Raw genomic sequence first — 13,756 nt, 5'->3', positions numbered from 1 at the left:
GGCGAGGACGGCCGCGAGGGCGAGGAAGCCCGCCATCTGCACGAACGTCATGACCCGGTAGCCGGGCGCCGGTCAGAGGAAGGCGGGGCCGCGGCGCAGGAGGGTGTCGTAGAGCATCTGCTGGACGTTCTCCCGCACATGGTCGGTGATGTTGAAGACCGTCATGGGGTCGTCGGCGGCGTCGGCGTCGTAGTCGTCCAGGGTCATGGGCTCACCGAACCGGATCACCCATTTGGACGGGAGCGGGACGAGCCCGGCGGGGCCGAGGAACGGGAACGTCGGGGTGACCGGGAAGTACGGGAGGCCGAGGAGGCGGGCCAGCGGGCGCAGGTCGGCGATCTTGGGGTAGATCTCCTCGGCGCCGACGATGGCGCACGGGACGATGGGGACGCCGGAGCGCAGGGCGGTGCCGACGAAGCCGCCGCGGCCGAAACGCTGGAGCTTGTAGCGGTCGGCGAAGGGCTTGCCGACGCCCTTGAAGCCCTCGGGGAAGACGCCGACGAGTTCGCCCTTTCCGAGCAGGCGGGCGGCGTCGGACTGGCAGGCGAGGGTGTGCCCGGCCTTGCGGGACAGGTGGCCGAGGATCGGGATCTGGTACACGAGGTCGGCGCCGAGCAGGCGGACGTGCCGGTCGGCGTGGTCGTGCAGGGCGACCGACAGCATGAGCGCGTCGAGGGGGATGGTGCCGGAGTGGTTGGCGACGAGGAGGGCGCCGCCGTCCGGGATGTTGTCCACACCGGAGAGTTCGACGCGGAACCAGTGCTCGTAGAGGGCGCGGGCCATGGGCAGCAGGACGGTGGAGTTGAACTCGGGGTCGAACCCGAACTCGTCGACCTCGTAGTCGCCGGACAGGCGGCGACGCAGGAACGCCAGGCCGGACGCGATGCCGCGCTCGATCGGGCCGCGTTCGGCGTGGCCGGACGCGTCGTCGTCGCGGCGGGCCGAGGCCAGGCGGATGACCTGTGCGCCCTCGTCGTCGCCTTCGTCCCTGCGGTGGGCGTTCATCATCCCGGCCTCCCCTTCATGGACGTCCGAGCAGCGACATCAGCCGGCTCTTGCCGAAGCCCTGGGCGCCGGCGAAGTCGGCGAAGGCGGCCTCGGAGCTGTACTTGGGACGCCACGAAAGTTCGTTCTCCAGGGCGGTGGTGTCGATGACGCGGCCGTACGTCAGCCAGCGCAGGAGTTCCGGCGAGAACCCGGACAGGCCGGCGAAGCGCCTCCCCACGTCGCCGAGCACCGAGATGGACGGCGACGGGACGGGCAGGTAGGGGCGTCCGGCGCGGCGGAGCGCCTGGGACAGCAGCAGGACGCCGTCGCCGGCGACGTTGAAGCAGCCGGGGTGGTCCTCGACGGTCATGCGGCGCAGCACCTCGACGCCGTCGTCCTCGTGGACGAACTGCAGCCGCGGGTCGAAGCCCAGCACCGTCGGGACGACCGGCACGTGCAGGTACCGGGTGAGCGGGGAGTCCACACCGGGGCCGAGGAAGTTCGCGAACCGCAGCACCGACACCGTGAGGTCGGACCGGCGCCGCATCAGGCCCCGGACGTAGCCCTCGACCTCGACCGCGTCCTTGGCGTACCCGGACGTGGGCGCCTCGACGGGCTCGTCCTGCTCGGTGAACACGGCGGGGTCCATCGGCGACGAGCCGTACACGGCGGCCGAGGACCGCACGACGAGCTTGCGCATGTCGGGCGAGCGCTGGCAGGCCGCGAGCAGCTGCATCGTGCCGATGACGTTGAGCTCTTTCACCTTCGCCCGCGGGACGGACGAGGAGGTCACCAGGTTGAGGTGGACCACCGTGTCGACCGCGGCGGACGCGATGATGTTCGCGATGCTCGGCGTGCGGATGTCGACGCGGACGAACTCGGTGCGGCCGAGCGACATGCCGGGCGCCGGCTCGGGCGGCACCGTGTCCACGCCGATGACCCGCTCGATGCCCGGGTCGGCTTGCAGGGTGTTCGCGACCCGCGCCCCCAGGAAACGGGACACGCCCGTGACGAGGACGACACGGGCCGCGGCGGCGGGCATCGAGGACACTGTGCGCCCCACCCCTTACGGCTAACTGGCCGGCGTGACGACTACTTCTTGTTGCGACGCTGGATGCGCGTCTTCTTCAGCAGCTTGCGGTGCTTCTTCTTGGCCATTCGCTTGCGTCGCTTTTTGATGACAGAGCCCACGAGACCTCGCTCGGCGTATCGGGTGTACTGCAGGAGACGGGCGTGCCGCAGGCGAGCATCACTCGAGACGCGCGCACGGTCCGCGGCCCAAGACTACCGCTGAACAGGGGGCGATCAGGCCGTGGCCCGGGCCGCGGCGCCGCCCGCGTCGTCATGTGCCGCATCGGGTGCGACGCGAGGTGCCGTATCGGACGCGGCATGGCGTCCCACATCGGGTGCGGCGCGGTTCGCCGCGTCGGGTGCGGCCGCCCGCATGAGCGGGCGCACGGAGTCCGGCACCGCGCGTCGCGCGGCGCCGGGCACCGTTCCGCGCGGGCGGGCATGCCGGGCGGCCACCGGGTGGTGGCCACCGCCCGTCCCGTTCGGTGTCCGGACCGTTCTGCCGGTCCTCGTCCTGCTTCCCCAGCTTCGGGACGTTCCCTGGGGTCCGTCCCGACGCCCCCTGCACGGCCGGGTGTGGAGTATTCGGCGGGGTCGTGGCTCATGCCCCGCCCTTACCCGTTATCCGGCTTCGATGTACGCGTCGCGCAGGTAGTCGTGAACGGCCTGCTCGGGAACCCGGAATGAACGGCCCACGCGGATCGCGGGCAGCTCGCCGGAGTGGACTAGGCGGTAGACGGTCATCTTGGACACCCGCATCACCGAGGCCACTTCGGCCACGGTCAGGAACCTGACCTCGCTCAGAGGTCGCTCGCCTGAGGTCATCGGACGCCCTCTTCCACACGTGCCGCGCACCGGCCCTTTGGGTGACTTTGATCACGCACGTGTACTTCCTCCAGCGTAAATCGCGTATCGGGAGTCGCAAGAGGGGAGTTCCGCACATTTCCGTATCCCGACCTGACCGGAGGGACACAGTGCTGATTCCGTACGGAGCGTGGACGTGACGGTACAGGGAGTGGCACGACGAACGGTTGTCAACCAAAACTGCGTGTTGACCTGCGGTTCCGCCGTCCCCGATGGCGTCGCACAAGCCCATCCGTCCCGTTACGGCCGTCCTGTCACACGCAGTGACCTCCAGGGCGGAATCCGGGCGGCATGGCGCCGGTGCGGGTGGCGGGACGGGCGGGGGCGGTCGGGGTAGGGCGGTGTCAGCGGGGCGGGTGCAGACCCGCGTGATCAAGGATGTACGCGGTCAGAGGCGCGTAGTGGTGCGGAGATACGCCGTCGTCGAGCGGGACGGCGACGTCGATCTTGCCTTCGGCGGCGCCGGCGAACAGCGCCGGATCGTTACAGTCCGCGAATCCGACGGTGTCGATGCCCGCCTGCCCGGCGGCACCCGCCCAGCCGTGATCGGCGATGGCCAGATCCGGCCAAATATCAGGTTTAGCCTTCGCGGCGTCCTCAGAAGCGCTATTGGCCAGCTCGCGGAGCATGGCCTCCATCGGGTGCGGGTCGTGCGTGTGGTGCGTCCGCCGGTCGTCGCCCTCCAGCATCGCCACCCCGGGCTCGGCGTAGACGATGCGGCGCACATCGAGGCCGCCGTAGCCGACCTCGATCTCGTACGTCCAGCCCGCCGCGGGCGTCAGCACCCGGCAGCCCGCGTCCGCCAGCGCCCGCGCGACCGCCTCGTACAGCGGCGTCAGCGTCGCCGGATGCCCCGTCGCGATCACCACGTTCTCCCGGCGGCGGGCCGCGAGGCCGATGCGCTCGCCCATCGCCTCGAGCGTGTCGAGCGTGATGTCGGGGTCGATGGTGTCGTCCCCGTAGATGTGCCGGGGGTCGGGGTCGACGCCGCAGCGTTCGACCATCATCTCCAGCACGGTCTGCTCCGTCCACGACGGCTTGAGCTCCAGGCCGAACTGGTAGTACGGGTGACCGGCCGCCATCCGCCGGTAGTGCAGCAGGTTGTTCTGCCGCGGCGTCGCCACATCACCGGCGATCATCGTCCGGACGAGGTGGGCGCGCAGCTCGTCCCTGCCCGGCGCCGGCTTCGGCTCGGGTGCGTGCGATGTCCCGGCGGCGGTCATTCGTCCGTCATCGGGTCGAGGCCGTGCTCGGGGAACACCGCCCGCCGCGTCGCCAGCACCGCCTGGTCGACGGGATTCGCCGGGTCGTAGCCGTTCCCCCACCTGCTGACCTCCACAACGTCCGTCCCGTCCGTCATCCGGCGGGGGGCGATCTCCTCGGTCCGGTGCCGGGCGAACGCGCGCCAGTCCTCCGGCGTCGGCGTGTCCGGCGGGATCGGCCCGCCCGCCGCCTCGGCCAGCAGATGCGTCCACGCCCTCGGCACGACCTGCACCAGTTCGTAGCCGCCGCCCCCGGTGGCGACCCAGCGGCCGCCCGCGGTCTCGTGCGCGAGCCCGTGCAGGAGGCTGTAGGCCGTGCGCTGCCCGTCCACGCTGAGGGTGAGGTGCGCGAGCGGGTCGAGCGCGTGGCCGTCGGCGCCGTGCTGGGTGACGAGGATTTCCGGGCGGAACCGGCGCAGCAGCGGCGGGACGATCGCGTCGAACGCGCGCAGCCACGGCCGGTCGCCCGTGCCGGGCGGCAGCGAGATGTTGACCGACGTGCCCCCGGCGCCCGTCTCGTTCGGGAAGCCGGTGCCGGGGAACAGCGTCCGCGGCGTCTCGTGCAGGCTGATCGTCAGGACGCGCGGGTCGTCGTAGAAGGCCGCCTGGACGCCGTCGCCGTGGTGGACGTCGATGTCGACGTAGGCGACGCGCTCGGCGCCGTTCTCCAGCAGCCACGCGATCGCGATGGCCGGGTCGTTGTAGACGCAGAACCCGCTGGCGGCGCCGCTCAGCGCGTGGTGCAGGCCGCCGGAGATGTTGACGGCGTGCTCGGCCCGTCCCGTCCACACCGCCTCGGCCGCGGCGACGGAGGCGCCGGCGACGAGGGCGGACGCGTCGTGCATGCCGAGGAACACCGGATTGTCGGGGGTGCCGAGGCCGTGCCGGACCTCCGGGAGCCCGGTGGCGCCGGCGTGCTTGACCGCCGCGATGTAGGACTCCTCGTGGACGAGCCGGAGCAGCTTGTCGCTCGCCGTCTCGAACTCCGACACCCGCACGTTGGGACGGCCCAGGACGCCGAGCTCCCGGGCCAGCGCCATCGTCAGCTCGACGCGCACGGGGTTCAGGGGATGCCCGGGACCGAAGTCGTAGGAGATGAGCCGCTCGTCCCAGAAAATCTCGAGCCCGCAGTTCTCGGGGGTGGGGGGCGACGGCACGGGACTGCTCATGGCCTCACGGTATCGCCTTCGTCACGTGACCTGGTCCACAAGGATCCGTGGGGAGCGGCGTCCCGCGACGAACCTGTGACGTGAATTACACATCGAACATGGGCATACACATGACACGGCATTTACCTACAGATGGGACGTAGATGGAGCCGAGCGTTCGCAGCCGCGCGATCAGCAGCGCGCTCCGTCTGGGCGTCCGCCCGATCCTGCACCGCGTCCCCGGCCACGCCGGCGGCATCCGCACCGCCCGCTCGACGGTCGACACCGCGGCGCTGCTGATGCGGCCGAGCTCCCGCGTCCGCGTCCTGCCGCTGAAGGACCCGCAGCTCGAAACCGGCCGGGGCGAGCGACCCATCACCGGCGAGTGCGTCGTCTCCCGTGAGGCCGAGGGTGCCGCCGAAGGCGCCGTCCTCTACCTGCACGGCGGGGGCTACGTGGTGTGCTCGCCGCGCACGCACCGTCCGATCACGTCGCGGCTCGCCCTCGACACGGGCCTGCCCGTCCTGGTCCCCCGGTACCGCCTCGCGCCCGAGCACCCGTTCCCCGCGCCGCTGGAGGACGCCGTCGCCGCCTACCGGTGGCTCCTCGCACGCGGCGTCCCCGCGTCCGGCATCGTCCTCGCGGGCGACTCGGCCGGCGGGCACCTCGCCGCGGCACTGGCGGGCGAGATCTGCCGCCTCGGGCTGCCGGGCCCCGCCGGGCTCCTCCTGTTCTCCCCCTGGGTCGACCTGACCTGCGAACTCTCCCTCCGCGCGCAGCAGCGCGCCCGCGACCCGTACATCAGCGCCGTCTCGGCGCGCCGGGTCGCCCGCCTCGTAGTGGGGCCGGCCGGATTCGACGACCCGCGGCTGGCCCTGCTCACCTGCACGTGGACGGACACGCCGCCCGTTCTCATCCAGGTCGGCGGCGACGAGGTCCTGCGCCCCGAAGCCGAGGCCCTCGCGGACGCCCTGACGAGCGCCGGGGCGGACTGCGAGCTTCAGGTCTGGGAGGGCCAGATGCACGTCTTCCAGATCCTGAACCGCGTCCTGCCGGAGGCCGCGGCCGCGATGCGGGAGGCCGCCCGCTTCATCCGGGCGGTCACGGCCGCCGCCGTCCCGGAGCGGCCGCACCGGGAAGGGCGGGCCGCCTGAGCGCTACCGATCCGGTGGCTCGTTCTTCCCGCGCCGGCGGCCGGGAAGGAGAGCGGCGAGGAGAGCGGCGGAATGGTCGGCCATGAAGCGCGGGACACCGATCTTGAGCAGCGCCCGGTGCAGGGCGGACGCGGCCGGCGGCCCATCGCCTGGACGATCGTGCCGGTCTCGCATCCCTGATCCCCGATCCCCGTTTTCAAGATCAAAGTGGATGGTAGTCGCGGTGGCGGCACATTCGCCGCCGTATGATCATTCTCCGCTCGCTGCGGTGAGCCGCTTACTTTGGATCGTCCGTCACTCGGCGCGCATGGCAACGACGGGATCGAGGCGCCCGGCGCGGCGGGCGGGAAACAAGCCGAAGAAGACGCCGACGGCGGCGGAGACGGCGAACGCGACCGCCGGGGACCACCAGGTGATCACCGCCGGGACGGGCGACAGCGCGGAGATCGTCAGGGCCGCGCCCACACCGAGCGCGATGCCGGTGACGCCGCCGAAGGTCGTGAGCAGCACGGCCTCCACCAGGAACTGGGCGAGGATGTCGCGCTGCCGCGCGCCGAGGGCCTTGCGGAGGCCGATCTCCTTCGTCCGTTCGCGGACGCCGACGAGCATGATGTTGGAGACGCCGACGCCGCCGACGAGTAGTGAGATCGCGGCGATGGCCGCCAGCACGCCGGTCAGGGCGCCGAGGACCGTGCCGATCGTGCCGAGCAGCTGCGTCTGGGTGATCGCGGAGAACCGCTCGCCCCGGTACTTGCTCTCCAGCGCGTCCACGATTTCGTGCTGCAGGCGCGGGACGTCGTCCTTCGACGGGGCGCGGACGGCGATGAAGTCGACCCGGTACACGCCGAACATGCGCTGCGCGGTGGTGATCGGTACGTGCACCTCCGAGTCGCGGGTCTGACCGAACGTCGATCCGACCTCCTCCAGGACGCCGACGACGCGGAACCGGGTGCCGCCGGCGACGGAGACCTGCCGCCCGATCGGGTCGACGTCCCCGAACAGGCGGTCGGCGATGCCGGAGCCGAGCACGACGACGCGGCGGCGGGTGTCCACGTCGGTGCCGCTGAGGTACCGGCCGCGGCGCAGCGGGCGGTCGAAGACGTTGCGGTAATGGTCGTTCGCGCCGACGATGTTCGCGAACGCCTCCTCGTGCCCGGCCCGAACCGTCTCGCCGGAGTTGAGGGCGACCGCGATGTCGCTCTCGTCGCCGGTGACGCGTCCCAGGTAACCGACGTCCTCCAGCTGCATGCGGCTGATCGTGGGGGCCGAGCCGAACGCCAGCTCACCGGGCGCGACGAAGATGATGTTGGAGCCGAGGCCCTCGATCTCGCTGCGCACCAGGTCGCGGGCGCCGCTGCCGATCGCGACCAGCACGACGACCGCGGCGACGCCGATGACCACGCCGAACATGGTCAGGACGCTGCGGAGCCGGTTGACGCGCAGCGCGTCGAACGCGACCCGGAACGACTCGGCGAGCTTCACCGCCCGTCCCGCCCGTCCCGCCCGTTCGGCTCGTCCCGCCCGTTCGGGCCGTCGTCGTGTTCTATGCGGCCGTCGCGGATGTGGACCCGGCGGCGGGCGCGCTGCGCGACGTCCGGCTCGTGGGTGACCAGGACGACGGCGACGCCGCGTTCGGTGTTGAGGCGTTCGAGGAGGTCCATCACGTCATGGCCGGTGCGGGTGTCGAGGTTGCCCGTCGGTTCGTCGGCGAGAACGACTCCGGGGTCGCCGACGAGCGCGCGGGCGATCGCGACGCGCTGCTGCTCACCGCCGGACAGCTGCCCCGGACGGTGCCCGAGGCGATGTTCGAGCCCGACGGTGGCGAGGGCCTCGGTGGCGCGGCGCCGCCGCTCACTACGGGGCACGCCACGGTAGACGAGCGGAAGGGCCACGTTGTCGCGCGCGCTGGTGCGGGCCAGAAGGTGGAACGACTGGAAGATGAAGCCCACCTGCGTGTTGCGCAGTTCGGCGAGTTCTCCGTCGGAGAGCTTCGAGACGTCCTTCCCGGAGATGCGCAGCGTCCCGGTCGTCGGACGGTCCAGGCAGCCGAGCAGGTGCATCAGCGTCGACTTGCCCGATCCGGACGGTCCGAGGATGGCGACGAACTCGCCTTCGCCTATGCGCAGGCTGACTCCGTGCAGGGCGGTGACGTCCACGCCTTCCATGCGGTAGGTGCGGGTGACGTCCACCGCCTCCAGCGCCGCCTCCCTCACCGCGCGTCCGGGGTCACGGGCTCAGCTCCTGCCCCTGCTCGACGGAGTCGGCACCGCGGACGACGATCCGGTCCCCTTCCTGCAGGCCACGCGTGACCTGGACGGTCGTGTCCCCCTGTGCGCCCAGGCCGACCACGCGACGTTCGGCGCGTCCCCCGGACACCACCCAGACGACCGATTCGCGTCCGCTGCTGACGATGGCGGAGGACGGCACCGACAACACGTTCCGCACATCACGGACCCGCAACCTGACCACCGCGCTCATGCCCGGCTTCGGTCGCGGAGCCGTCGCGCCGCCCGAGAGGGTTCCGTGTCCGAGCGAGAGGGTGACCTTGTAGGTGACGCCGCCGCCATTGGACTCCTTGGGCGTGACGCCGATCCCGGTCACCTCAGCCTTGTACGAGCCTCCCTGGACGGCGTCGAACTCGACATCGGCCTGGACGCCCTTCTCGACCTGGAGAACGTCCGTCTCGTCCACGTCGGCGCTGAGGGAGAGCTTCGAGACGTCCGTGACCGTGATGACCGCGTCGCCGCCGGCGATCGGGGCGCCCGTGGCGATGGCCGAGGCGTCCTTGGCCCCGCCGCCGCCGAGACTCCCCAGGCCCGCCAGGCCGCCACCGCCCTGGGACCGGAGCTCCTGCGGGAGCCGATCGACGACGTCGCCGAGGCCCGGTGTGCCGCCGGCGGGCCCGCCGAGCCCGACGACGCCGTCGAACGGCGCCCTGATCGTCAGCGCTTCCACCGTGCGTTCGGCGGCCCGGACCGCCGCCCGCGTCTGCACGCGCTGCGCGGCGGTGATCGACGAGATCGTCGCGCCGACGCTGCCGAGCCCCGCGTTCAGCCTGGCCACCGCGCTGCGCGCCGTCGCGGACGCCGTCCGGTACTGCGCCTGCGCGCGGGTGATCCCGGCGAGAACGAGGGCGCGCTGCTTCGGATCCGCGATCTTGAGCGCGATCTTGCGGGCGGCGGCGAACCCGTCACGGGCGTCCCGGTCCGTCCTGCGCTGGAACTCGGAGATGTCGAGGCCGGCGGGCACGCTCGCACGCCCGGCGGACACGGACCGGTCGGCCTCGCGGGCCTGCGCGAGCTGCTCGCGTGCCGCGGGCGACGCGATCCTCGCCAGGACGTCGCCCTCGCGCACCCGGTCGCCGTCCGCCACGCGCAGGCGCTTGATCGTCCCCTCTGCGGGTGAGCGGAGCACCGCGGTGGCGCGGGCGGACACGGTGGCGGGCGCCTCCACGACCTCGGACACGTCGGCCCGCTCGACGCCGCCGAGCCGGACCGTCCCGTCCTCGCCGCCTCCGGTGCACGCGCTGAGACCGCCCGCGAACAGGGCACCGGCCACCAGCACGGGGACGTGATGTCCGCCGCGTGGGCGGAGCCGGGAGGCCACGCAGGCATCGTAGGCGCGGCACCGGCCGAACCGGGGGGATTTGCCCGGCAAACGGCCCAATGAGGCCAATCTTGCCGTTGGGTCAGATGTGACCCGCGGGTTCGCGTTCCAGGGCCTCGGCGTCCTCGCGTCTTCCGCGACCCGCGACGAAGAACCCGGCAAGGGCGGCGAGCGCCGCGATGCCCTCACCGACCACGCTGATCGTCTTCTCGGCGTACCAGACCGGCTCGTACATGTCGGGCAGCGGGCCGAGCGCGCCCACGTCGACGTAGTAGTAGAGCACGATCGCGCCGACCGCGCTGGCCGCGACGAGGAACGCCAGCGCGTACGCCCAGCGGGACGCGTAGGTGAGGACCACGACGGCGACGACCCCGGCGACCGCGGCTTGGATGCGGAAGAGCAGATCGCCGCCGATGGCGCCGCCCTCCACGAAGGCCATGTCGGGCGCGAACACCCAGTGCACGTAGGCGTCGGCCGCCAGTCCGGCGGCGACGAGCAGGCGGAGTATGAGTCCCATACTTCCTAACACGGGGGAAACCCCCTGATCGGCTCAATGTTCAAAGATGAACTTCCGGAGGTTCAGCCGCTCGCCAGCTCACGGCCGCGGTTGCGGGCGGCCTCGATGGCCTCCAGCACCGCCGCGCGGACGCCGTGCCGCTCCAGCTCGCGGATCGCCGAGATCGTCGTCCCGCCGGGGGACGTGACGGCCTCGCGCAGCAGCACCGGATGCTCACCGGAGTCGCGGAGCATCACCGCGGCGCCCACGGCCGACTGGATGACCATCTCCAGCGCGGCGGCACGGGGCATGCCGAGCAGGATGCCCGCGTCCACCATCGCCTCGACGAGGTAGTAGAAGTAGGCGGGGCCGCTGCCGGACAGTGCCGTCGCGCCGTCCTGGAGCGACTCGGGGATGCGCAGCACCTTCCCGACCGGCGTCAGCAGTTCCTCGGCCAGCTTGAGGTGCTCCTCACCGGCGTGCGACCCGGGCGAGATCACGCTCATCGCCTCGTCCACATGGACGGGCGTGTTCGACATGACGCGGACCACGGGGACGCCGTCCGGCAGCCGCTCCTGGACGAATCCCGTCGTGATGCCCGCCGCCATCGAGATCACCAGCCGGCCGGACGGGACGTGCGGCCCGACCTCGTCCAGCAGGACGCCCATGTCCTGCGGCTTGACCGCGAGGATCAGCGTCCCGGCCTTCGCGGCGGCCTCCGCGTTCGACACGATCTCGATGCCGTACCGCTCCCGCAGCAGCGCCCCGCGCTCCTCACGGCGCACGGTGGCCATCAGCTCGGACGGACGGCGGCCGGCCCGGAGAACCCCGGACAGCAGCGCCTCGCCCATCTTCCCGGCACCCAGAATCGCGATCATCGGCATACCTTGACGTGGGGTTTCAACGACCGGTCCAGCCTATAGCCGCGCCCCGGGTCAGGATCGCCCGGCCAAGGAGCGCATGAAGAGGCGCAGGTTGGCGGGCCTCTCCGCCAGGCGGCGCATGAAGTACGGAAACCACTCCCGGCCGTAGGCGACGTACACGCGGACCTGCGCGCCATGCGCCGCGAGCCGCCGCTGCTCCTGCGGACGGACCCCGTAAAGCATCTGGTACTCGAACGACCCGGCGTCCCGCTCGTGCAGCACCGCCAGCGCGCCCGCGATCTCGATGAGCCGCGGGTCGTGCGTGGCCAGCATCGGGTAGCCCCCACCGGCCATCAGCACCTTCATGCACCGCACGTAGGACCTGTCGATCTCTTCCTTGTCGGTGAAGGCCACCGCCGCGGGGGCGGCGTAGGCGCCCTTGCACAGCCTGACTCGCGAGCCCTCGTAGGCGAGTTCCGCGCAATGCTCCTCTGCCCGGCGCAGATACGACTGGATGACGGCCCCGACATCGGGGAAGTCGCGCCGCAGTTCGTGCACGATCCCCAGGGTCGAGTCGACGGTCGTGTGCTCCTCCATGTCGAGAGTGACCGTCGTACCGGCGGAACGGGCGGCCGTGCAGATCCGGCGCGCGTTGCTCAGCGCGAGGTCCTCGTCGAAGGTCTGCCCGATGGCGGAGAGCTTCAAGGACACTTCCGCCCGTGCACCGAGACCGGCGACGCCGAGCCGCTGCAGAAGCTCGATGTAATGCTGGACGTTCGCCTCGGCCTGCTCCTTGTCGTCGGTGTCCTCACCCAGGACGTCCAAGGTGACGAGCAACCCCTCACCGGTCAGCTCACCGGTGACGCGCGCCGCGTCCTCGATCGTCTCACCCGCGATGAACCGGCGGACGACATCACCGCTGAACGGCGCGGTCTCCACGAACCAGCGCGCGCCGCCACTGCGCGACGCGACGAGCAACGCCTGACGAAGCACTGTGCGAACCCCTTGTCGACCCCGACATCTCCGACCAGGTTATGCCCGGTCGAGACTCACGATCACGAGACGGTGCCGAGGCTGTCGCCGCCGCCGTGCCGCTTGGCGTACTCGGCCATCCTGGCGGTCTTGACCGCTTCGAACAGCGCCTTCGCCTTCGCCGCGTCCAGGAACACGACGCTCTGCTTGCCGCGCCTGCCGGTCCCCTTGTGCGGCGTCGTCATGAACATCACATCCGACGCCCGGACGTCCCGCATGCTCAGCGCGAGCGAGCGCAGGTCACCCGCCGACACCCCCGCGTCGACGCTGATCGCCTTGGTGAGCGCCGACAGGAACCGGTCGAGCTTCAGCGGGTTGGTGAGCGTCCCGCGGTCCGCGGCCTGCTTGGCGAGGGCGCCGAGGAACGCCTGCTGCCGCTTGATCCGGTCGAAGTCGCCGTTCGGCAGGTTGTAGCGCTGCCGGACGAACAGCAGCGCCTCCTCGCCGTTCAGCTTCTGGCTCCCCGCCGTCCACTGCTTCTTGCGGGCCGGGTCGTACACGCTCTGCTTGATGTTGACGGTGACGCCGCCGAGCGCGTCCGTCATCGTCTTGAACCCCTCGAAGTCGATCGCGCCGTAGTGGTCGACCCGGATGCCGGTGAGGTTCTCGACGGTCGCGATCAGCAGCTTCGGCCCGCCGTACGAGAACGCCGCGTTGATCTTCTGGTTGCCGTAGCCGGGGACCTCGACCCACGCGTCGCGCGGGAACGAGACGATGTAGGCCTTCTTCCGGTCCGCCGGCAGATGCAGCAGCATGATCGTGTCGGTGCGCTGCCGGCCGGGCTTCCAGACGTCGTTGCCCTCCCCGGTCGTGGCGCTCCCCGCCCGGGAGTCCGACCCGACGAGCAGCCAGTTCTCGGTCCCCTCCACGTTCGGGCCCGGCCTGCTCGACCCGTCGTCCGGCATGACGCCTTCGATCCGGTCGATGTTGCCGTTGTAGGACGACTGCCGCTGCCACACCAGCCCGCCGAGCCCCGCCACGACCAGGGCCATGAACACCCCGACCGCGATCAGGACCCTCGGCCACCGGCGCTTGCGCGGACCGGCACCGGCCCCGTCCCCCCAGAACGCCGCGTCCTCCGACGGCCCGCCGGCGTCGCCGGGGCCCTGCGGGGCATGCGCGGGCTCGGGACCGTCGGGGCCCGCGGCCGGCCGCGGAACCTCACCGGGCTGCTCCGGCGCGGACGGGCCGGGAAGATCTCGGGCGGTCATGGCGCCGAAGCTACCAGCCGGCCCGGAGCGGGACGGCCCGCTTCACCCCAGGTGTCCGGTTC

General features: G+C 71.6%; 14 protein-coding genes. 1 reads left to right on the top strand and 13 read right to left on the bottom strand.

Annotated features, from left to right (window positions below; all coding sequences use genetic code 11):
- Window positions 1–72: 72 nt before the first annotated feature.
- The 6 genes from ACTWPP_RS14255 to ACTWPP_RS14230 form a co-directional block, all read right to left on the bottom strand.
- Window positions 73–1,008, bottom strand: coding sequence for a lysophospholipid acyltransferase family protein (locus ACTWPP_RS14255; RefSeq protein ID WP_443104713.1), 936 nt, complete (start codon window positions 1,006–1,008; stop codon window positions 73–75).
- 13 nt (window positions 1,009–1,021) lie between these two features.
- Window positions 1,022–2,029 (bottom strand): NAD-dependent epimerase/dehydratase family protein, encoded by a 1,008-nt coding sequence (locus ACTWPP_RS14250; protein ID WP_443104712.1) that lies wholly within the window; start codon window positions 2,027–2,029, stop codon window positions 1,022–1,024.
- Between the two features lie 50 nt (window positions 2,030–2,079).
- Complete coding sequence (locus ACTWPP_RS14245) at window positions 2,080–2,178, bottom strand: 30S ribosomal protein bS22 (protein ID WP_018654693.1); 99 nt, start codon at window positions 2,176–2,178, stop codon at window positions 2,080–2,082.
- Window positions 2,179–2,679: 501 nt separating this feature from the next.
- Window positions 2,680–2,883, bottom strand: a complete 204-nt coding sequence (locus ACTWPP_RS14240; protein ID WP_131877351.1) for a helix-turn-helix domain-containing protein — start codon at window positions 2,881–2,883, stop codon at window positions 2,680–2,682.
- A 383-nt stretch (window positions 2,884–3,266) separates the two neighbouring features.
- Window positions 3,267–4,145 carry a phosphatase gene (locus tag ACTWPP_RS14235; protein WP_443104711.1) on the bottom strand — a complete coding sequence of 293 codons (879 nt, stop codon included), beginning with the start codon at window positions 4,143–4,145 and terminating at the stop codon, window positions 3,267–3,269.
- Complete coding sequence (locus ACTWPP_RS14230; RefSeq protein WP_443104710.1) at window positions 4,142–5,353, bottom strand: acetoin utilization protein AcuC; 1,212 nt, start codon at window positions 5,351–5,353, stop codon at window positions 4,142–4,144. Before ACTWPP_RS14230 ends, ACTWPP_RS14235 begins: the two co-directional genes overlap by 4 nt.
- Before the next feature lie 143 nt (window positions 5,354–5,496).
- Here ACTWPP_RS14230 and ACTWPP_RS14225 point away from each other — a divergent pair, with 143 nt between their 5' ends.
- On the top strand, window positions 5,497–6,486 hold the full coding sequence (locus tag ACTWPP_RS14225) for an alpha/beta hydrolase (RefSeq protein WP_443104709.1): 990 nt from the start codon (window positions 5,497–5,499) through the stop codon (window positions 6,484–6,486).
- A 294-nt stretch (window positions 6,487–6,780) separates the two neighbouring features.
- Here the strand turns inward: ACTWPP_RS14225 and ACTWPP_RS14220 are convergent, their stop codons facing one another.
- The 7 genes from ACTWPP_RS14220 to ACTWPP_RS14190 form a co-directional block, all read right to left on the bottom strand.
- Window positions 6,781–7,968: an ABC transporter permease gene (locus ACTWPP_RS14220; RefSeq protein WP_443104708.1), complete on the bottom strand. Its 1,188-nt coding sequence runs from the start codon at window positions 7,966–7,968 to the stop codon at window positions 6,781–6,783.
- The gene (locus ACTWPP_RS14215; RefSeq protein ID WP_443104707.1) at window positions 7,965–8,699 is read right to left on the bottom strand and encodes an ABC transporter ATP-binding protein; all 735 of its coding nucleotides are present in this window, start codon (window positions 8,697–8,699) and stop codon (window positions 7,965–7,967) included. The genes ACTWPP_RS14220 and ACTWPP_RS14215 overlap by 4 nt, the downstream gene beginning before the upstream one ends.
- 13 nt (window positions 8,700–8,712) lie before the next feature.
- Window positions 8,713–10,092 (bottom strand): efflux RND transporter periplasmic adaptor subunit, encoded by a 1,380-nt coding sequence (locus ACTWPP_RS14210; protein ID WP_443104706.1) that lies wholly within the window; start codon window positions 10,090–10,092, stop codon window positions 8,713–8,715.
- A gap of 82 nt (window positions 10,093–10,174) precedes the next feature.
- Window positions 10,175–10,609 (bottom strand): hypothetical protein, encoded by a 435-nt coding sequence (locus ACTWPP_RS14205; RefSeq protein WP_443104705.1) that lies wholly within the window; start codon window positions 10,607–10,609, stop codon window positions 10,175–10,177.
- A 62-nt stretch (window positions 10,610–10,671) separates the two neighbouring features.
- Window positions 10,672–11,466 carry a pyrroline-5-carboxylate reductase gene (proC, locus tag ACTWPP_RS14200; RefSeq protein WP_443104704.1) on the bottom strand — a complete coding sequence of 265 codons (795 nt, stop codon included), beginning with the start codon at window positions 11,464–11,466 and terminating at the stop codon, window positions 10,672–10,674.
- Between the two features lie 57 nt (window positions 11,467–11,523).
- Window positions 11,524–12,444 carry a proline dehydrogenase family protein gene (locus tag ACTWPP_RS14195; RefSeq protein WP_443104703.1) on the bottom strand — a complete coding sequence of 307 codons (921 nt, stop codon included), beginning with the start codon at window positions 12,442–12,444 and terminating at the stop codon, window positions 11,524–11,526.
- 62 nt (window positions 12,445–12,506) lie between these two features.
- Window positions 12,507–13,694, bottom strand: coding sequence for an LCP family glycopolymer transferase (locus tag ACTWPP_RS14190; RefSeq protein ID WP_443104702.1), 1,188 nt, complete (start codon window positions 13,692–13,694; stop codon window positions 12,507–12,509).
- Window positions 13,695–13,756: the final 62 nt, after the last annotated feature.

The sequence above is a fragment of the Actinomadura sp. 3N407 genome, from assembly GCF_052245875.1.
GTDB lineage: Bacteria > Actinomycetota > Actinomycetes > Streptosporangiales > Streptosporangiaceae > Spirillospora.
The sequence above is the reverse complement of the archived record's forward strand: the minus strand, read 5'-3'. Positions and strand labels throughout refer to the sequence as shown.